This is a genomic window from Sphingomonas colocasiae (assembly GCF_019880585.1).
Classification (GTDB): domain Bacteria; phylum Pseudomonadota; class Alphaproteobacteria; order Sphingomonadales; family Sphingomonadaceae; genus Sphingobium_A; species Sphingobium_A colocasiae.
This window is the reverse complement of sequence record NZ_JAINVV010000001.1, coordinates 130010-149774: the sequence shown is the minus strand read 5'-3', so window position 1 is coordinate 149774 and position 19765 is coordinate 130010. Positions and strand designations below refer to the sequence as shown.

The window sequence follows — 19765 nt, the reverse complement described above, 5'->3', positions numbered from 1 at the left end:
AGGGGGATGGCTCGCGACACTCCCTCCGCATCGCTCCGCGCACCGGAACGCGTTGACTCTTGCGGCCTGAACATGTAGTATCAAATGAAACTACATTGGAGCGCATCATGACCGACCTGTTCGAAAATCCGCTTGGCCTGGACGGATTCGAATTCATCGAGTTCTGCGCCCCGGAAAAGGGCGTGCTGGAGCCGGCGTTCGAGGCGATGGGCTTCGAGCGGATCGCGCAGCATCGTTCGAAGGACGTGCATCTGTGGCGCCAGGGCGAGATCAACCTGATCGCCAATTACGAACCGCGCAGCCCCGCCGCCTATTTCGCCGCCGAACATGGCCCATCGGCCTGCGGCATGGCGTTCCGCGTGAAGGACGCGGCCAAGGCCTATGCCGAGGCGATCGCGCGTGGCGCGGAGCCCGTCGAGAGCAAGACCGGGGTGATGGAACTGCGCATCCCCGCGATCCGCGGCATCGGCGGCGCCTTCATCTATCTGGTCGATCGCTATGGCGACAATCTGTCGATCTACGATATCGACTTCGTCTATCTGCCCGGCGTCGATCGCCATCCGGTGGGCGCGGGCTTCAAGTTGATCGATCACCTGACGCACAATGTCTATGGCGGCCGCATGGCGCATTGGGCGGCCTTTTACGAGCGCGTCTTCAATTTCCGCGAGATCCGCTATTTCGACATCAAGGGCGAATATACCGGCCTCACCAGCCGCGCGATGACCGCGCCCGACGGCAAGATCCGCATTCCCCTGAACGAGGAAGGCAAGGCCGGCGGCGGCCAGATCGAGGAATATCTGCGCGAATATAATGGTGAGGGCATCCAGCATATCGCGCTGATCTGCGACGATCTGATCACCTGCATCGACAAGCTCAAGGCCGGCGGCGTGCCGCTGATGGATGCACCGCCCGCCACCTATTACGAGATGCTGGAGGATCGCCTGCCCGGCCATGGCGAACCGACCGAGGAACTGCAGAAGCGCGGCATCCTGCTCGATGGATCGACCGAGAATGACGATCCGCGCCTGCTGCTCCAGATCTTCGCGCAGCCGCGCATCGGCCCCGTCTTCTTCGAATTCATCCAGCGCAAGAAGGACGAGGGCTTCGGCGAAGGCAATTTCACCGCCCTGTTCAAGTCGATCGAGGCCGATCAGGTGAAGCGCGGCGCCGTCGCGAGCAAGGAAGACGCATAGGATCTCCCCTCCCGTTTGCGGGAGGGGTCGGGGGTGGGCCTGAACAACCCGCCCCACCCGGACATGCCCATCATTTTTCCGAAAGCGGCAAGGGGATCGCAATGACCAGTTATATCCCGGGTTTCGGCAATCACGTCTCGACCGAAGCGGTGCCCGGAGCGCTGCCCGAAGGCCGCAATTCGCCACAGCGCCCGGCCTTCGGCCTTTATGCCGAACAGCTTTCGGGCACCGCCTTCACCGCGCCGCGCCACGAGAACCGGCGGAGCTGGCTTTACCGACTGCGCCCGTCGGCCGAACACGCCCCCTATTGCCCCTATGAAGGCGCCGCGCAGTTCACGCCCGACGTCGCGGACGGCCCCCTTTCCCCCAATCGCCTGCGCTGGAACCCGCTGGCGATGCCCGATACGCCGACCGACCTGATCGACGGCATGGCGACGATGATGATCAATCAGGACGCCGCCTCGCTGGAGGGCGTGGCCGTGCATGTCTATCGCGCCAATGCCGACATGGTGGCGCGCGCATTCGTCGATGCCGATGGCGAATTGCTGTTCATCCCCGAACATGGCCGGCTGACCTTGCTGACCGAGCTCGGCCGGATCGATATCGCGCCGGGCCAGATCGCGCTCGTCCCGCGCGGCGTGCGGTTCCGCGCGCTGCTGCCGGATGGCGAAGCGCGCGGCTATGTCGCGGAAAATCACGGCAGTCTGTTCCGCCTGCCCGATCTCGGCCCAATCGGCGCGAACGGCCTCGCCAATCCGCGCGATTTCGAAACGCCCGTCGCCTGGTTCGAGGATCGCGACGAGCCCTTCGAACTGGTCCAGAAATATCTGGGATCGCTCTGGACGACGACGCTAGACCATTCGCCGCTCGACGTCGTCGCCTGGCACGGCAATCTCGCGCCGTGCCGCTACGATCTGGCGAAGTTCAACACGATCGGCACGGTCAGCTACGACCATCCCGATCCGTCGATCTTCACGGTGCTGACCTCGCCCAGCAACGTGCCGGGCCGCGCCAATGCCGATTTCGTGATCTTCCCGCCGCGCTGGATGGTGGGTGAGGACACGTTCCGCCCGCCCTGGTTCCACCGCAACGTGATGAGCGAATGCATGGGCCTGATCCACGGCGCCTATGACGCGAAGGCGGACGGCTTCGCGCCGGGCGCGATCAGCCTGCACAATCTGATGGCCGGTCATGGCCCCGACGTCGCATCGTGGGAAGCCGCGAGCCATGCCGAATTGAAGCCGCACAAGATCGACGGCACGATGGCGTTCATGGTGGAAAGCTGCTGGCCTTACCGCCCCACCCGCCACGCCATGGAGAGCGCCGACCTCCAGGGCGATTACGACACGGTCTGGGGCGGTTTCCCCAAGGCGAAACTGCCCTGACGCCCCTCTCCTCCCCATCTTGATGGGGAGGGGGACCGCCAGCCACCGGCTGGTGGTGGAGGGGAATGCGATGTCGACATTTATGCGATTCCAGATGAAATCATCGGCAGAATGACTGGCTGATCCGGCGCAAAGTCATGCTCCGCATTTCCCCTCCACCACTCCGGCTGGCGCCGGAGCGGTCCCCCTCCCCGCGCTGAAGCGCAGGGAGGAGAGGATGTCGACCAATACGCCAACCAACCCTCCCTTTCGCGCCGCCAACTAATCCTGTCTTTTGCTTCCGTCGTTGCGCTCCTAACCGGGCAGCATTAATGCGTGACATGACAGGTTTTTTCGCGTGACTTCGCTGACCCATTTAGAGCGGCTAGAGGCCGAGAGCATTCACATCATGCGGGAGGTGGTATCGGAGGTCGAGAGGCCTGTGATGCTGTACTCGGTGGGCAAGGACAGCGCGGTGATGCTGCACCTGGCGCGCAAGGCGTTCTACCCGAGCCCACCGCCGTTTCCGCTGCTGCATGTCGATACGACATGGAAGTTCCGGGACATGTACAAACTGCGCGACCGGATGGCGGCGGAGAGCGGCATGGAGTTGCTGGTGTATCGCAATCCGGAAGCGCTGGAGCGCGGCATCAATCCGTTCGACCATGGTTCGCTGCACACCGACATGTGGAAGACCGAAGGGCTGAAGCAGGCGCTGGACCTGCACGGCTTCGACGCGGCGTTCGGCGGGGCCAGGCGCGACGAGGAGAAGAGCCGCGCCAAGGAGCGGGTGTTCAGCTTCCGCTCGGCCAATCACCGCTGGGATCCGAAGAACCAGCGGCCGGAGCTGTGGCGGCTCTACAATGCGAAGAAGGCGAAGGGCGAGAGCATCCGGGTGTTCCCGATCTCGAACTGGACCGAGCTCGATATCTGGCAGTATATCCATCTGGAGAATATCCCGATCGTGCCGCTCTATTTCTCGGCGAAACGCCCGACGGTGGAGCGCGACGGGCTGCTGCTGATGGTCGACGACGATCGTTTCCCGCTGCGCGAGGGCGAGGTGCCGGTGGAGCGTTCGATCCGCTTCCGGACATTGGGCTGCTATCCGCTGACCGGGGCTGTCGAGAGCGAGGCGGCGACATTGCCGCAGATCATCCAGGAAATGCTGCTGACGACGACATCGGAACGCCAGGGCCGCGCGATCGACCATGACCAGTCGGCGAGCATGGAGAAGAAGAAGCAGGAGGGGTATTTTTGATGTGGAGCGTCATGCGAAGCGTGACGCCCACGTCAACCCCGGACTTGATCCGGGGCCTAGGCGATGCCGGCAGCTTCACCGCAACCAACAATATTGCATGGGCTCCAGCTTTCGCTGGAGCGACAGGGGGTAATCAATGACCAATCCCTCCTCCTACCAGGCCGAGGCGCTGATCGCCGAGGATATCGACGCCTATCTGGAGGCGCACCAGCACAAGAGCCTGTTGCGCTTCATTACCTGCGGCTCGGTCGACGACGGCAAGTCGACGCTGATCGGGCGGCTGCTCTACGACAGCAAGATGATCTTCGAGGATCAGCTTGCCGCGCTGGAAGCGGACAGCAAGCGCGTCGGCACCCAGGGGCAGGAGATCGATTTCGCGCTGCTCGTCGACGGGCTCGCCGCCGAGCGCGAACAGGGCATCACCATCGATGTCGCCTATCGCTTCTTCTCGACCGAGAAGCGCAAGTTCATCGTCGCGGACACGCCGGGGCACGAACAATATACCCGCAACATGGTGACGGGCGCCTCGACCGCCGATCTCGCCGTCATCCTGATCGACGCGCGCAAGGGCGTGCTCACCCAGACGCGGCGCCACTCCTATCTCGCGCACCTGATCGGCATCCGCCACATCGTGCTGGCGGTGAACAAGATGGATCTGGTCGGCTATGACCGGCTGCGCTTCGACGCGATCGTCGAGGATTATCGCTGCTTCGCCAGGAGCATCGGCATCGAGAGCTTCGTCGCCATGCCGATCTCGGGCTTCAAGGGCGACAACATCACCGCGCTGTCGGACAACACGCCCTGGTACAAGGGGCCAACCTTGATGGGGCATCTGGAGACGGTGGAGGTCGACGCCACCGCCGATCAGGCGCGCGCCTTCCGGATGCCGGTGCAATGGGTCAACCGCCCCAATCTCGATTTCCGGGGCTTTTCCGGGCTGATCGCGGCGGGCACCGTCCGTCCGGGCGACGCGGTGCGGATCATCCCCTCGGGCAAGACCTCGCGGATCGCGCGCATCGTCACGCTTGACGGAGATCTGGAACAGGCGGTCGCCGGCCAGTCGGTGACGCTCACGCTCACCGACGAGGTCGACTGCTCGCGCGGCGACGTGATCGCCATCGCCGAAGCGCCGCCCCAGGCGGCGGACCAGTTCGAGGCGACGATCGTGTGGATGGCGGACGAGGCGATGCTGCCCGGCCGCTCCTATTGGCTGAAGACGGGCACGCAGACCGTGTCGGCCAGCGTGCAGGCGCCCAAATATCAGGTCAACGTCAACACGCTCGAACAGCTTGCGGCCAGGACGCTCGAGCTCAACGCGATCGGCGTCGCCAATCTCTCGACCGACAAGCCGATCGTGTTCGAGCCCTATGCCGACAGCCGCGACCTGGGCGGGTTCATCCTCATCGACAAGATGACCAACGCCACCGTCGCCGCCGGCATGATCCACTTCGCCCTCAGACGCGCCGAAAACGTCCATTGGCAGGCCGTCGACATCACGCGCGAAGCCCATGCCAGCCAGAAGGGCCAGCAACCGCGCCTGCTCTGGTTCACCGGGCTCTCTGGTTCGGGCAAGTCGACCATCGCCAATCTCGTCGAAAAGAAGCTGCACGCGCTCGGCAAGCACAGCTTCCTGCTCGACGGCGACAATGTCCGCCACGGATTGAACAAGGACCTCGGCTTCACCGATGCCGACAGGGTCGAGAATATCCGCCGCGTCGGCGAGGTCGCGAAGCTGATGACCGATGCGGGCCTGATCGTGCTCACCGCCTTCATCTCACCCTTCCGCGCGGAACGCGAACTGGTGCGATCGATGCTGCCGGCGGGCGAATTCATCGAGATCTTCGTCGACACGCCGCTGGCGGAGGCCGAGGCGCGCGACGTGAAGGGCCTTTACAAAAAGGCGCGGGCCGGCGAACTCAAGAACTTCACGGGGATCGACAGCCCCTATGAGGCGCCCGAAAATCCCGAGGTCCATATCGACACGACCCGCATCACGCCCGAACAGGCGGCCGAACGCATCGTCGAGCAGATCGTCGGCGTGTGGAGCCCGGAACTGTGATTCCAAGTCGTGACTGACGCCGAGCTTGCCCATGGTCTGGCGGAAGAAGCCGGAAAGCTGCTTCTGCGCCTTCGCGAAGGTCATGAAGGCGGCAAGGCGCTGGGCGACGAAGGCGATCGCGTCGCCAATCGCCTGATCCTCGACCGGCTGCGCATCGAGCGCCCCGACGATGCGATCCTGTCCGAGGAGGAGAAGGACAATCCGGCGCGCTGCGGCTTTTCGCGCGCCTGGGTGATCGATCCGCTCGACGGCACGCGCGAATATTCCGAAGGCCGCAACGACTGGGCGGTGCATGTCGCCCTCGCCGTCGATGGCCGTCCGGTCGCCGGCGCGGTCGCCTTGCCCGGCCTGGGCCTGACGCTCGCCTCCGATCGCCCGCCGGCGCTGATCGCCGAAGCGGCGCCATTGCGGATGCTGGTCAGCCGCACCCGCCCCGCACCCGAAGCACTGGCAGTCGCCGAGCGGCTGGGCGCGACGCTCGTCCCCATGGGATCGGCGGGCGCCAAGGCGATGGCGGTGCTGCGTGGAGAGGCGGACATCTATCTCCACACCGGCGGCCAATATGAGTGGGACAATTGCGCGCCCGCCGCGGTCGCCATGGCTGCCGGCCTGCACGTTTCGCGCGTGGACGGCAGCGAACTCGTCTATAATTGCGCCGATCCTTGGCTGCCGGATCTGCTGATCTGCCATCGCCATCGCGCCGCCGAGATCCTGGCGTTCGTGGCGGACATGAACGCCTGAAGAGGCTGTTCACGGACATATTGTCCCACCTGCCCCGTGTTTTACCGGTCAGACTTGAGTTTCCCCGGTCACCGGCGCATGTCCTTCGGGTGAAGAGGCAAGCCTCTTCCGATCCCTGACCTGCGATCAGGGGCCGTCTCCTCTTTCCGGGGGCAGGTCCGATGTTCGACAATGCCGACGCGCTGTTCCTCGCGCGGATCCAGTTCGCCTTCACCGTCAGCTTCCATTTCATCTTCCCGGCCTTTTCGATCGGCCTGGCGAGCTATCTGGCGGTGCTGGAAGGGCTGTGGCTGAAAACGGGCAAGCCGCTCTATCTCGATCTTTTCCGATACTGGCTGAAGATCTTCGCGATCGCGTTCGCGATGGGCGTCGTCTCCGGCATCGTCATGTCCTATCAGTTCGGCACCAACTGGTCGGTCTTCTCCGACAAGGTCGGCCCGGTCATCGGCCCGTTGATGGCCTATGAAGTGCTCACCGCCTTCTTCCTCGAAGCCGGCTTCCTCGGCGTGATGCTGTTCGGCATGAAAAAGGTCGGCCGGAAACTGCACTTCACCGCGACCTTGCTGGTAGCGATCGGCACCTTCATCTCGGCCTTCTGGATCCTGTCCGCCAATTCATGGATGCAGACGCCCACCGGCCATGTCGTCGGCGCCAATGGCCAGTTCCTGCCGGGCGAAAGCTGGTGGACGATCATCTTCAATCCCAGCTTCCCCTATCGGCTGGTCCACACCGTCATCGCCGCCTATCTCACTACCGCATTGGTCGTCGGCGCGGTCGGCGCCTGGCATCTGCTCCGCGACCGCGACAATGCCCATGCCCGCAAGATGTTCTCGATGGCGATGTGGATGGCGGCGCTCGTCGCCCCCGTGCAGATCTTCGCTGGCGATATGCACGGGCTCAACACCTTGGAGCATCAGCCGGCCAAGGTGATGGCGATGGAGGGGCATTTCGACAGCCATCCCGATGGCGCACCGCTGATCCTGTTCGGCCTGCCCGATCAGGACGCCCGCCGCGTCGACTATACCGTGGAGATTCCAAAACTCTCCTCGCTGATCCTAAAGCACGACCTCGATGCGCCGCTCGCGGGGCTCGACACGATCCCCGATGCCGACGAACCGCCGGTGGCGATCGTTTTCTGGTCCTTCCGCATCATGGTCGGGATCGGTTTCCTGATGCTCGGCCTCGGCCTGTGGAGCCTTGCGGCGCGCGCCACGCGCAAACTCTATGACTGGCGCCTGCTCCACCGCTTCGCGCTGCTGATGGGGCCATCGGGCTTCGTCGCGGTGATCGCGGGCTGGGTCACCACCGAGGTCGGCCGCCAGCCCTTCACCGTCTATGGGCTGCTGCGGACGGCGGATTCCGCAAGCCCGCTCGCCGCGCCCGCGGTGGGTGCGTCGCTGCTCGCCTTCGTCATCGTCTATTTCGCGGTCTTCGGCTTCGGCACCTGGTATATATTGAAGCTGATGCACAAGCCGCCGCATTCGGACGAGAGCGAACCGGATCGCGCCCCGATCCGCACTGCCGGCATCACGCCGGGGCCTGCAACGGAGGGCGGACGATGACGCGCCCTCACGATGTCATCCCCGCGAAAGCGGGGATCCAGCTTCTTCTTCTTTTTCCTGAGGCTTCACGGAATAGCTGGATCCCCGCATGCGCGGGGATGACAAGCTGGAGGCCCACAAACACAATTCCGCGTGGAATGACGCGGAAGGACGGGCCTGAAGCACGGACTCGGCCGACGGGAGAACGCCCATGCTGAACCCCGATCTCACCGTCATCTGGGCTTTCATCATCGCCTTCGCGGTGTTCGCCTATGTCGTGATGGACGGCTTCGATCTCGGCATCGGCATCCTGTTCCCCGTCTTCGGCGTGGGAGCGGAACGCGACACCGCGATGAACTCGATCGCGCCGGTCTGGGACGGCAACGAAACCTGGCTGGTGCTCGGCGGCGGCGGTCTGATGGCCGCCTTCCCCCTCGCCTATGCCATCATATTGCCGGCGCTTTACCCGCCGATCGTCGCGATGCTGCTGGCGCTGGTCTTTCGCGGCGTCGCGTTCGAGTTCCGCTGGCGTGATCCCGGTCACCGCGCCATCTGGGATCTCGCCTTTACCGGCGGATCGCTGATGGCGGCGTTCGCCCAGGGCATCACGCTCGGCGCCATCCTGCAGGGTATCGCGGTCGCCGATCGCCAATATGCCGGCGGTTGGCTCGACTGGCTGACCCCCTTCACGCTGCTGACCGGCGCAGGCACCGTCATCGCCTATGCGCTGCTCGGCGCGACCTGGCTGATCTGGCGCACCGAGGGGAGCCTGCAGGATCACGCCTGGCGCCTCGCCTGGCGCCTCGGCCCCGCGACGCTCGCCGCGATCGTCGCCGTCAGCCTCGCCACGCCGTTCCTGGAGAGCAGCTATTGGCAGCGCTGGTTCACCATGCCCAATGTCCTGTTCAGCGCGCAGGTGCCGCTCCTCGTCGCCATCGCGTGCATCCTGTTCTTCCGCGCGCTCAAGCTGCGCCACGAAATCGCGCCCTTCCTGCTGACGCTGTTCATCTTCCTGCTGTGCTTCGCGGGGCTCGGCATCAGCATGTTCCCCTATGTCGTGCCCGGCGCGGTCACGATCTGGGATGCGGCCGCGCCGGAAAGGAGCCAGGCGTTCATGCTGGTCGGCGCCGGCATCATGGTGCCGATCATCCTGGCCTATACCGGTTTCTCCTATTGGGTCTTCCGCGGCAAGGTCGGCCATGAGGGCTATCATTGATGGATGAGCCCTCTACGCCTTTGTGGCGGCGGCTCGGCTGGATGGCGCTGATCTGGGCGGCAAGCGTCGCGGCGCTGGGCGCCGTCGCCTACGGCCTGCGCTGGTGGCTCAGGCCGTGACATTGTCGGGGTAAAGGAAGGAAAATGGTGGGCGTGGCAAGGATTGAACTTGCGACCCCTGCGATGTCAACACAGTGCTCTACCACTGAGCTACACGCCCACACACCGGCACCGTTAGGTGTTCGGAGGCGCGTCTCTAGCGAGCCATCGCCCCCTGCGCAAGCCCGCGAAACACAAAATCTTCAAAGACGTTTCAAGTGAGCCCGGCCGCGCTGCCAACCTCGAACATCCGGTCGATTTCAAGGACCAGATCACGCAGGTGGAAAGGCTTGGAAAGCACCTTGGCCTGCGGCACCGTCTTGCCCGCCTTCAGCGTGACGGCGGCGAATCCGGTGATGAACATCACCCGCATTTCCGGCGCCAGCACGCTGGCGCGCTGCGCCAGTTCGATCCCGTCCATCTCCGGCATCACGATATCGGTGAGCAGCAATTCGAAGCTTTCCGATTCGAGCAGCGGCACCGCCGCCGTGCCGCGATCGACCGCGGTCACCGCATAGCCGGACTTTTCCAGCGCGCGCGTCAGATATTGACGCATCACGTCGTCGTCCTCGGCCAGCAAGATCCGGATCATCATATTCCCCACGGCCCCACGGCGCCCATCGCCGTCCCCGCAAAGCCAGCTTATGCGCTTACCCCTTAAGATTTTCCAGCTTTTGCTTGAGGCTGCATTGCGAGTCGTCGAATCGGCGGTTAGCGTTCGATGCGATGACGCAGCCCGGCGCCCCATTTCTGCTGCACGGTCCCGAGGTGCCGGAATCGCCCGTCATCCTCTCCGTGCCGCACGCGGGACGTGACTATCCCGACGCGCTGCTGGCGATGAGCCGCCTTCCCCTTGCGGCATTGCGCCCGCTGGAAGACCGCCATGCCGACCTTCTCATCGGGGATGCCGTGGCGGCGGGCCATACCTCGCTGGTCGCCACCCGCCCCCGTGCCTGGATCGACCTGAACCGCGACGTGCGCGAAGTCGATCCCGACATGATCGATCCTCCGCTGGCGCGCCATGCCGTGGTGCGATCGGCCAAGGTCAGCGGCGGGCTCGGCCTGATCCCGCGCCGCCTGCGTGGCCATGGCGAGATCCTGCGCCACCGCCTGACGCGGGGCGAGCTCGACCGGCGGATCGCCCAGGATCATCTGCCCTATCATGCCCGGCTGGCGGCGCTGATCGCGGCCACGCGGAAGCGTTTCGGCGTGGCGGTGCTGCTCGACGTCCATTCGATGCCGCCACTGCCCGACACCGGCGACCAGGCGCGAATTGTTGTGGGCGACCTGTTCGGCCGCAGCGCGGCCGCACGCTTCTCCGCAACGATCCAGGATGTCGCGCGCGATGCGGGCCATGCCTGCGCGCAGAACAGCCCCTATGCCGGCGGCCACATCCTGTCCGTCCATGGCGCCCCAATGCGCGGCGTGCATGCGATCCAGATGGAGATCGATCGCAGCCTCTATCTGGATGCCGCGCTCGATGGTCCCGGATCTGGGCTGGCGGCCTGTCGCGCGCTGGTGCGCGCAACCGCGCGCGCGCTTGCCGACGAAGCAACCGGTTCCACCGCCGCCATCGCCGCCGAATAAAAAACCACCTCGTGCTATGGTAGGCACGAGGTGGCCAAGGTTCAGGGAGGAGCACACCCGAAGGTGTGCGAGTGTTGCGCCGCGAAAGGGGGGACACGGCGCCTCACCAACAGCAAGATAGGCTGCCCGTGATTTGCTTTCAAGTGATTGATATCGACGAAATGCTCTAAATCGTCGCTCAGCGGTTACGAAGCCCGGGAATCATACGTTCCAGCAGGTTCGTTCCGTCTACGAAATGATGCTTCAGCGCACCCGCGACGTGCAGGATGATCAGTCCGATCGTCGCCAAACCCATGATTTCATGGGCTTCGCCGAACGACTCGGCGAGCGCCTTGCTCTGTTCCACCGGCAGCATCGGCACGATGAACAGCCCGAAGAAGGAGATCGGCCGATGCGTTTCCGCCGCCGACATCCACAGCCACCCGCTCAGCGGAATGGCGATGATGAACAGATAGAAGAGGAAATGGACGAGATGGGACAGGCCCTTCTCCCACGCCGCCATCGGCGGCAGCGGTGGCGGACGGTGCGTCAGCCGCCAGACGATGCGGACAAGGCTGAGTGCCAGGACGAGAATCCCGATCGCCTTGTGCCAGCCCATCATGGTGCGCGAGAGGGCTTCGAAATTCTCGCGCACCAGCACAATCGCGATGTTCAGGATGACGAGCAAGCCGATGCTCCAGTGGAGCCAGATGGCGACGCGCGAATAGGTCGATCGCGCCGCCGGGCTCTCGGCCTGCCCGTGCATGGTCAGGCCGCGACCTGGGGCGGAACCTTGTCCGCCTCCATCTGCTGCTGGAACAGGTCGCTCATCAGGCCCAGAGAATAGAGATGCGCATAGACCAGCGGCAGCAGGCCGCTGGCGTTCATCTTGCGCAGCACGTCGCCGCGCAGCTCGCGCAGCTTGTTCTCGTCGACCATCTGGAAGCCGCGATAGATATAGGGCTGCTCGGCGCCCTGCGGCTGAATGGCGACTTCACCGTCGATCAGTAGCTTGTTGGCTTCCAGCTCCTTCACGAAGGCGCCGGTCTTCTGCCAGCTCTGTTCCCACTGTTCGGTGAAGCCGAGGATGTTCTTGACCACTTCGGTCGGCTGGCCGTCCTCGAACAGCGCCTGCCCTTCCTCGAAATCGCCGATGATGCCGGCCGAGGGGTCGAAGCACAGCGAGAGCTCGTCGCTTTCGGGGCGAAGCCGCGCCAGCAGGAAGGGATAGCGGCGGATATAGGCGGGCACATAGACCCGGTTGACCAGCTTACCCTCGGCATCGACATACATGTTGACGCCTTCGTTGAGGCCCATCAGCGCCAACGGCACCGGGTTCTCACCAGCGGTGAAGACGATCGGGAAGAAGCGCTGCACCATCGGGAATTCGTCGACGGTCACCGGAAAGGCATGCTGGCCGCTCAGCCAGGGCGCGGTATCGACCTGACGCGCCTTCCAATCCTTGTGTTCGTTGGACGAAAGCGGAACGAGATCCTGGTACAGAACCGGAAGCGCATTGGCAGTCGGCACGCTGGCCATTCGATATTCTCCTGAAAACGTCTTGATATGGATGGTTGACCGCGTCCGACGGACGAAAAAAACCGTGTCGCGCCGTTTATGGTGCCGCCGCGCCGGTTGCAAGCGGCACGAGCTTTCCGGGGTTCATCAGATTGCCGGGATCGAGCGCGGCCTTGATCGCGCGCAGCGCCGTCAGCCGCGCCGGATCGGCCAGCCGCGCATTCTCGTCGCGCTTCATCTGGCCGATGCCGTGCTCCGCCGAAATCGAGCCGCCGGCCGCGACCACCAGATCATGGACATAGGCGCTGATCGCCTTGCCCGCCCCCATCGCCCAATCGGGCGGCGATCCGGCGGGCGCGCGGACGTGGAAATGGACATTGCCGTCGCCCAGATGGCCGAAGGCGGTGGCGCTGACGCCGGGAAAGCGCGCTTCCGCCGCCGCCGCCGCATCGATCATGAAATCGGGCATGCCCGCAACCGGCACGGAGATATCATGCTGCACCGCCGGGCCGTGCGCACGCTCGGCCGCCGACAGCGAATCGCGCAGCATCCAGAGCGCCTCCGCCTGCGCCTCGCTCGCCGCGATCGTCGCATCGCGGAACAGGCCCTCCTCGAACGCTTCGGCCAGCAGGTTTTCGAGCATGGTGGCCGGGGGCTCCCCCCGCGAATCGGAGCGGTCGACCTCGACCAGCACATGCCAGGGATGATCGCCCGCCAGCGGTGCACGCGTGCCTGGCACATGCTTCAGCACCAGCGCCAGCGAATCGGCGCGGACGATCTCGAACCCTTCCAGCGCATCGGCCGCCCGGTTTTCCAGCCGGCGGAGCAATGCCAGCGCCTGGTGCGGGCTCTCGACGCCGATCCAGCCGACGGCGCGATCGACGATCGCGGGCACCAGCCTGAGGCTCGCGGCCGTCACGATGCCCAGCGTCCCTTCGGCACCGATCAGCAGGTGGCGAATGTCATAACCGCGATTGTCCTTCTTGAGCGGATCGAGCCCTGCGAAGACCGTGCCGTCAGGCAGCACCGCCTCTATCCCCAGGGTCAGCGCGCGCATCGTGCCGAAACGCAGCACCTGGGTGCCGCCGGCGTTGGTGGAGACGAGCCCGCCCACCGTCGCCGATCCCTTGCCGCCCAGCGTCAGCGGAAAGCGCATGCCGATGGCGTTCGCGGCATCGTGCAGATTGGCCAGGATCACGCCCGCCTCCGCCACGGCCACGCCCGCTTCGGCCGAAAGGCTGCGGATCCGGCTCATCCGGCGCAGCGACAGGATCAGCGCAGACCCGTCCTCAGGCGGCGTCGCCCCGCCCACCATGCTGGTATTGCCCCCTTGAGGGACCAGCGGGATGTGGTGCTCTCCGGCGATACGCAGGATCGCCGCGACTTCGGCGGTATCGGCCGGGCTCAGCAATGCCGGTGTCCGGCCATGGAAACGACCGCGCCAGTCGGTCAGCCAGGGAGCGATCAGATCGGGATCGTCGGTGAAGCCTTTTGGCCCCAGCACGCCACGCAGCGCGGAAAGCGCGCTTCCCGAAAGGGCGGGAATCGGATTTGTCATGGTTCGGCCCTAGCTGATGTGCGGGAATTCATGGCGCGTTCAACCTGAATGGTGCAAGGGCATCGGCGAAAATGAGTGCGATTGCATGACCATCTTGTCGCTCGCGGCAATGCTGTTCGCGGGAAGCGGCGCTTTTGCGTCCTCCGACGCACCCGTCGCCGTGCCCGAACGTTATGCGCAGGTCACCATTCGTGAACGCGTGATCATCCGCGTGCCGACCCGCCAGTCCGCGCCCGCGAAACCGATCAAATGGAAAGAGAAGAAGGCGCCGCGCTGCATCTCCCTCAATGCACTGGCGGGTGCCGCGATCACGGGTGAGGATAGCGTCGATCTGATCCTGCGCGGCGGCACGCGCCTGCGCGCGCGGCTCGACCGTGATTGCCCCGCGCTCGATTTCTATTCCGGCTTCTACATCAAGCCGACTCGCGACAGGCGCATCTGCGCGGATCGCGACACCATCCATGCGCGTTCGGGCGGCCAATGCGAGATAAACAGCTTCAAGACACTGGTTCCCGACCGCTGAAAACTTGACAATCGCCTGTGTTTCCGCCACGCGCACCGCGCTTGGGCGGCGCTTTTCGGCTGCCCCGAACCTTCCGGAACGAAAATGAGCTTTGCCGATCTCGGCCTGTCCGACGAACTTCTCCGTGCCGTAACTGAATCGGGCTATGACCAGCCGACGCCGATCCAGAAGCAGGCGATCCCGTCCGTGCTGATGGGCAAGGACCTGATCGGCATCGCCCAGACCGGCACAGGCAAAACCGCCGCCTTCGTGCTGCCGATGATCGATATCCTTGGCGAAGGCCGCAGCCGCGCACGCATGCCGCGCTCGCTGATCCTGGAGCCGACCCGCGAACTGGCGGCGCAGGTTGCCGAGAACTTCGACAAATACGGCAAATATCACAAGCTCTCGATGGCGCTGCTCATTGGCGGCGTCCAGATGGGCGATCAAGTGAAGGCGCTGGAAAAGGGCGTCGATGTGCTGATCGCGACGCCCGGCCGGCTGATGGACCTGTTCCAGCGCGGCAAGATCCTGCTCACCGGCTGCGACCTGCTCGTGATCGACGAGGCGGACCGGATGCTCGACATGGGCTTCATTCCCGATATCGAGGAAATCTGCACCAAGCTGCCCAAGAGCCGGCAGACCTTGCTGTTCTCCGCGACGATGCCGCCGCCGATCAAGAAGCTGGCGGACAAGTTCCTGAACAGCCCGAAGTCGATCGAGGTCGCCCGCCCGGCGACCGCCAACACATCGATCAAGCAGGTGCTGGTCGAAACGGATTCGCGCAAGAAGAAGGAAACGCTGCGCGGCCTGCTCGACAGCGAGGAGATCAACACCGCGATCATCTTCTGCAACCGCAAGACGACGGTGCGCGAACTGGCGCAAACGCTGAAGCGCGACGGCTTCGCGGCGGGCGAGATCCATGGCGACATGGAACAGCGCGATCGCATCGCCGAGCTCGACCGGTTCAAGGCGGGCACGATCAACATCCTGGTCGCATCCGACGTCGCCGCGCGCGGCATCGACATCAAGGGCGTCAGCCACGTCTTCAACTATGACGCGCCCTGGCACCCCGACGATTATGTCCACCGCATCGGCCGCACCGGCCGCGCGGGCGCGACCGGCACCGCCTTCACGCTGGTGACCTCCGCCGACGCGGAAGCGATCGAGAATATCGAGAAGCTGACGGGCCTGAAGATCGACCGAATCGGCAAGACCGCCAAGGCGGAGCCCCGGAAGGAGCCGAAGCGCGACGACAGGAAAGCGGAAAAATCCGAGAAGCCGCGCCGCGAAAAGACGGAAGCCAGGTCGGAACGGCCTCGCCGCGAGGAACGCGAAAGGCCGCGCGCGGAGAGCAAGCCCCACCGCGCTGCGCGTCCGCCGGTTCATGACGACGGGCCGGATGACGGCTGGAACGGCCCGGTCCCCAGCTTCCTGAACGTCAAGCTCTGCGACTGACCCGGTGACGCTTACGCATCGCTGGGCACGCCACGACGATGTGCCGGCCCTGCGCGCGCTCATGTTCGCGGCGATCGAGCGACTTCAATCCGACGTACTCGATCCCGATCAGGTGCGCGCCAGCCATGCGGTGATGGGGCTCGATACCCAGCTTATCGAAGATGGCAGCTATGTGATCGTCGAAGCGGACGGCCTGATCGCCGGATGCGGCGGCTGGAGCCGGCGCACGACACTCTATGGCGGAGACCATTCGCCGGGCCGCGACGCCGCGCTGCTCGATCCGGCGACCGATGCCGCGCGGATCCGCGCCATGTACACCCATCCCGACTTCACCCGCCGCGGCGTCGGCCGGCGCGTGCTCGACCTGTGCGAGAGCGCGGCCGCCGATCATGGCTTCGCCCGTGTCGAACTGATGGCGACGCTTGCCGGGGAGCGCCTGTACAGCGCCTGCGGCTATGTGCCGATCGAACATGTCCAGAGCCCGCCGATCGACGGCGTGCGCGTGCCGCTGATCCGCATGGGGAAGCCGCTGGTTCGGGGTTGAACGAACATAGCCGTCATTCCGGCGAAAGCCGGAATGACGATGAGAGTTCCGCTTATCCTCCACGCGCCCCATAACGCGCCCGGAAACCATCGGCGAACGCCGTCAGCCGGCCCTCGGCGATCGCGGCGCGCAGTTCCGCCATCAATCGCTGATAGAACCACAGATTATGCTCGGTCATCAGCATCGCACCCAATATCTCGCCCGAGCGGACAAGATGGTGGAGATAAGCCTTGGACCAGCCCGCCGTCGGCGATTCGGGATCGAGCGGCGTCGGATCCTCCGCGAACTTCGCATTGCGGATGTTGATCGGCCCATCCCAGGTGAAGGCTTGCCCGGTTCGGCCGCTCCGCGTCGGCAACACGCAGTCGAACATGTCGATCCCGCGCTCGACCGCGCCGACGATATCGTCCGGCTTGCCGACGCCCATCAGATAGCGCGGCTTGTCGACGGGCAATTGCCCCGGCGCGAAATCGAGGCAGCCGAACATCGCCGCCTGCCCCTCGCCCACCGCCAGCCCGCCGACAGCATAGCCGTCGAAGCCGACCTCCATCAGCGCGTCGGCCGACGCCTTGCGCAATCCTTCGTCGAGCGCCCCCTGCTGGATGCCGAACAGCGCCGCTCCCTCCGCATGCGCACCGCCGGCGTCGAAGCCGGCGCGCGAACGCGCGGCCCAGCGCATCGATCGTTCCATCGCCGCGCGCTGCTGTTCCGCCGTCGAGGTGGTGGGAACGAGCTGGTCGAACGCCATCACGATGTCCGATCCCAGCAACCGCTGGATTTCCATCGAGCGCTCTGGGCTCAGCATGTGCCGCGATCCGTCGAGATGGCTCTTGAAGCTCACCCCTTCCTCGGTGACCTTGGTCAGATCCGACAGGCTCATCACCTGATAGCCGCCGCTGTCGGTCAGGATCGGGCGATCCCAGCCCATGAAGGCGTGGAGCCCGCCCAGCCGGGCCACCCGCTCCGCGCCGGGGCGCAGCATCAGGTGATAGGTGTTGCCCAGAATGATGTCGGCGCCCGCGGCGCGGACATCGGCGGGCTTCATCGCCTTGACGGTGGCGGCGGTGCCCACGGGCATGAAGGCGGGCGTGCGGATCTCGCCGCGCCGCATGCGGATCGCGCCGGTGCGCGCCTTGCCGTCGGTGGCGGTGATGGTGAAGGAAAAACGGTCTGTCATGATCCGCGCGTCCTTAAAGCATCGCGCGGAAAAGTGGGAACCGGTTTTCCGCACTGGCGATGCGGCAAAGGATCACGTGTCAACGCGCCGCTACGCGTCTCTCCAGCGCCCTGCGTCCGGCATTGCGCAGGATCGTGTCGCTCTGCGGGCTATGGATTCGGCTGCACATCACGTCGCGATAATGGCGTTCGAGAGGATTACGGCGGCTGAGTCCCGGATTGCCCGTCAGTTCCAGCGCGATGCCCACCGCCTTCGTCGCATTGGCGGTGACCAGATGCTTCGCGGCCTCCGCCGTTTCGATCGACCCTCGCGTAGCCTGTTCCGCGATCGCCATGGCGGAACGCAAGATCAGATCATTGGCCAGCAGCAAGGTCTCGATCTCGCCGAAACGCTCCTGCACGCGCGGCAGCGTCGCCAACGATGCTCCCAGATTGGATGGAGCACGATCGTTCAGATAGCCGCCAAGCCAGTCGCGCGCCGATTGCGCAACACCGTGATAGATGACCGGGATCGACAGCGCGTTCCACAATGCGCCCGCGACGTCGTCGGTCGTGAGCGCTGCGGTGCCCGGCAGATCCAGGCCGATCACATCGGCCTCACCGACCAAGACATCGTCGAACACCATATCGTGGCTGACGGTGGCCCGCATGCCAAGATGATCCCAGCTCTCCTCGACCGCGACCCCCGGTGCCTCGACACGGACGAGGAAGCGACCGATGCGCGGCGCATCTTCGTCGGTCCTCGCGAGGACCGAGCACCAGTCGAGCCCGATTGAGCCCGTCGCATAGGTCTTGCGGCCGAAGATTCGCCAGCCACCGGCCGCGCGGCGCGCGATCGTCGCCGGCAAGCCCCCCCGCGCGGGCGTCCCCAGATCGGGCTCGACCCGAAACTCGCCGACCAATGCGGAGCGCGCCACAACATCGCGCAGCACGATATCGGCGGCGGCCCGAGCATCCCCCTTCAGCATGCGGGTCTTCAGGCCGAAGCCATAGGTCATCGCCAGGATCAACGCGCTCGACGGATCACCACGCGCGACGGCGCCGAGCACATGCGCAGCCGCGGCAATGCCTGCGCCACCACCGCCCAGATCGGTGCACACGGTGAGCGCGACCAGCCCGGCATCGCGGATATGATCGATGCACCGCGCCGGAAACACCGCCGAACGATCATAATCGGCGGCCAGTGCCGCGAGCTGCCCGGTAAGCGCGACCAGCGCCTCATCGGTCGGCATGCGGGAATCAGCCATTGTCTGCCCGCCAGCCAAGATAGCCGGAACAGGTGATCCGGAAGGTCTGCTCGACATATTGTGCGGCATCGATGTCGCGTGCGCCATTGGCCCAGCCGAGCGCCGCGCCGTAGATCGACCAGCCAAGGACGGTCGCGGTAAGCTCCACATTGGCGGCCGCCCCTTCGCCGGCATCGGCGGCAGTTGCAAGCACGCCGCCCAATTCGCGCTGGATGCGTTCGCTGACGCGCGCCTGGATCAAGGGATCGAGCATGCGGCGAGCATGGCGGCACTGGCTGAAGATCGTGCTGAGATACAGGCATGTCGCCTCGAACACCCGGCGGATCGATGTTTCGGTGTCGAGCGGGGCGCTGCCCATGCAACTCTCCAGCGACCGTTCGAACACATCCGAAACGATATGTTCCATCAGCGCGAACTTGTCGGCGAAATGCGCGTAGAAAGCGGCGCGGCTGACATCCGCCCGCGCCGCGATATCCTGCACCGTGATCAGCTCGAACGGCTTTTCGGGCAACAGGTCCAGCACCGCTTCATGCAACGCCGCGATTGTCTTGCGCACGCGGCGATCGACGGGGCGCGGCCTCAGAATTTCGCGACACGCGTCGTCGGGGGCGATCAGCTCGATCTCCGCCGGCGGGTCCCCTGCCCCATTCGTCATCGCCACCCCTGCTCCATTACGCGTTGCGCGTGCGCGCCGGGATACGCGCCGCCGCGCACTTCGCAAAGCGC

General features: G+C 65.0%; 19 protein-coding genes and 1 tRNA gene. 12 read left to right on the top strand and 8 right to left on the bottom strand.

Features of this window, described 5'->3' with window-relative positions:
* Positions 1-107: 107 nt before the first annotated feature.
* The 8 genes from hppD (at position 108) to K7G82_RS00640 (ending at position 9491) form a co-directional block, all read left to right on the top strand.
* Positions 108-1193: a 4-hydroxyphenylpyruvate dioxygenase gene (gene hppD, locus K7G82_RS00675; protein ID WP_222987894.1), complete on the top strand. Its 1086-nt coding sequence runs from the start codon at positions 108-110 to the stop codon at positions 1191-1193.
* A 101-nt stretch (positions 1194-1294) separates the two neighbouring features.
* Complete coding sequence (gene hmgA, locus K7G82_RS00670; RefSeq protein ID WP_222987893.1) at positions 1295-2578, top strand: homogentisate 1,2-dioxygenase; 1284 nt, start codon at positions 1295-1297, stop codon at positions 2576-2578.
* 337 nt (positions 2579-2915) lie between these two features.
* Positions 2916-3815 carry a sulfate adenylyltransferase subunit CysD gene (cysD, locus tag K7G82_RS00665; RefSeq protein ID WP_222987892.1) on the top strand — a complete coding sequence of 300 codons (900 nt, stop codon included), beginning with the start codon at positions 2916-2918 and terminating at the stop codon, positions 3813-3815.
* Between the two features lie 136 nt (positions 3816-3951).
* Positions 3952-5874: a sulfate adenylyltransferase subunit CysN gene (gene cysN / locus K7G82_RS00660; protein WP_222987891.1), complete on the top strand. Its 1923-nt coding sequence runs from the start codon at positions 3952-3954 to the stop codon at positions 5872-5874.
* A gap of 9 nt (positions 5875-5883) precedes the next feature.
* Positions 5884-6615, top strand: coding sequence for a 3'(2'),5'-bisphosphate nucleotidase CysQ (locus K7G82_RS00655; protein WP_222987890.1), 732 nt, complete (start codon positions 5884-5886; stop codon positions 6613-6615).
* Positions 6616-6776: 161 nt separating this feature from the next.
* Positions 6777-8177, top strand: a complete 1401-nt coding sequence (locus tag K7G82_RS00650) for a cytochrome ubiquinol oxidase subunit I (protein WP_222987889.1) — start codon at positions 6777-6779, stop codon at positions 8175-8177.
* A gap of 190 nt (positions 8178-8367) precedes the next feature.
* The gene (cydB, locus tag K7G82_RS00645) at positions 8368-9372 is read left to right on the top strand and encodes a cytochrome d ubiquinol oxidase subunit II (protein WP_281422952.1); all 1005 of its coding nucleotides are present in this window, start codon (positions 8368-8370) and stop codon (positions 9370-9372) included.
* Positions 9372-9491, top strand: coding sequence for a DUF2474 domain-containing protein (locus tag K7G82_RS00640; RefSeq protein ID WP_222987888.1), 120 nt, complete (start codon positions 9372-9374; stop codon positions 9489-9491). Before cydB ends, K7G82_RS00640 begins: the two co-directional genes overlap by 1 nt.
* Positions 9492-9516: 25 nt before the next feature.
* Here K7G82_RS00640 and K7G82_RS00635 read toward each other — a convergent pair.
* Positions 9517-9591 (bottom strand) — tRNA-Val (locus tag K7G82_RS00635).
* Positions 9592-9684: 93 nt separating this feature from the next.
* Complete coding sequence (gene cpdR / locus K7G82_RS00630; RefSeq protein WP_281422951.1) at positions 9685-10062, bottom strand: cell cycle two-component system response regulator CpdR; 378 nt, start codon at positions 10060-10062, stop codon at positions 9685-9687.
* A gap of 134 nt (positions 10063-10196) precedes the next feature.
* On the opposite strand from cpdR, the gene K7G82_RS00625 reads away from it, so the two are divergent.
* Positions 10197-11057 carry an N-formylglutamate amidohydrolase gene (locus tag K7G82_RS00625; RefSeq protein WP_222987886.1) on the top strand — a complete coding sequence of 287 codons (861 nt, stop codon included), beginning with the start codon at positions 10197-10199 and terminating at the stop codon, positions 11055-11057.
* Positions 11058-11235: 178 nt separating this feature from the next.
* Here the strand turns inward: K7G82_RS00625 and K7G82_RS00620 are convergent, their stop codons facing one another.
* The 3 genes from K7G82_RS00620 to K7G82_RS00610 form a co-directional block, all read right to left on the bottom strand.
* Positions 11236-11802 (bottom strand): cytochrome b, encoded by a 567-nt coding sequence (locus K7G82_RS00620; RefSeq protein ID WP_222987885.1) that lies wholly within the window; start codon positions 11800-11802, stop codon positions 11236-11238.
* A gap of 2 nt (positions 11803-11804) precedes the next feature.
* Entirely contained in the window at positions 11805-12575 is a 771-nt protein-coding gene (locus tag K7G82_RS00615) for a SapC family protein (RefSeq protein WP_222987884.1), read from the bottom strand.
* 76 nt (positions 12576-12651) lie between these two features.
* A complete protein-coding gene (locus K7G82_RS00610) occupies positions 12652-14112 on the bottom strand; it encodes an FAD-binding oxidoreductase (RefSeq protein WP_222987883.1) in 1461 nt (486 codons plus the stop codon).
* A gap of 85 nt (positions 14113-14197) precedes the next feature.
* On the opposite strand from K7G82_RS00610, the gene K7G82_RS00605 reads away from it, so the two are divergent.
* From K7G82_RS00605 to K7G82_RS00595, 3 genes are all read left to right on the top strand, one after another.
* Positions 14198-14635 (top strand): hypothetical protein, encoded by a 438-nt coding sequence (locus K7G82_RS00605; RefSeq protein WP_246623158.1) that lies wholly within the window; start codon positions 14198-14200, stop codon positions 14633-14635.
* 84 nt (positions 14636-14719) lie between these two features.
* Entirely contained in the window at positions 14720-16072 is a 1353-nt protein-coding gene (locus K7G82_RS00600) for a DEAD/DEAH box helicase (protein ID WP_222987882.1), read from the top strand.
* A 4-nt stretch (positions 16073-16076) separates the two neighbouring features.
* Positions 16077-16616 (top strand): GNAT family N-acetyltransferase, encoded by a 540-nt coding sequence (locus K7G82_RS00595; protein WP_425517230.1) that lies wholly within the window; start codon positions 16077-16079, stop codon positions 16614-16616.
* A gap of 52 nt (positions 16617-16668) precedes the next feature.
* Here the strand turns inward: K7G82_RS00595 and tgt are convergent, their stop codons facing one another.
* The 3 genes from tgt to K7G82_RS00580 form a co-directional block, all read right to left on the bottom strand.
* Positions 16669-17793: a tRNA guanosine(34) transglycosylase Tgt gene (gene tgt, locus K7G82_RS00590; RefSeq protein ID WP_222987881.1), complete on the bottom strand. Its 1125-nt coding sequence runs from the start codon at positions 17791-17793 to the stop codon at positions 16669-16671.
* Between the two features lie 79 nt (positions 17794-17872).
* Entirely contained in the window at positions 17873-19039 is a 1167-nt protein-coding gene (locus K7G82_RS00585; protein WP_222987880.1) for an acyl-CoA dehydrogenase family protein, read from the bottom strand.
* Positions 19032-19694: a TetR/AcrR family transcriptional regulator gene (locus tag K7G82_RS00580; protein WP_222987879.1), complete on the bottom strand. Its 663-nt coding sequence runs from the start codon at positions 19692-19694 to the stop codon at positions 19032-19034. Before K7G82_RS00580 ends, K7G82_RS00585 begins: the two co-directional genes overlap by 8 nt.
* Positions 19695-19765 lie beyond the last annotated feature (71 nt).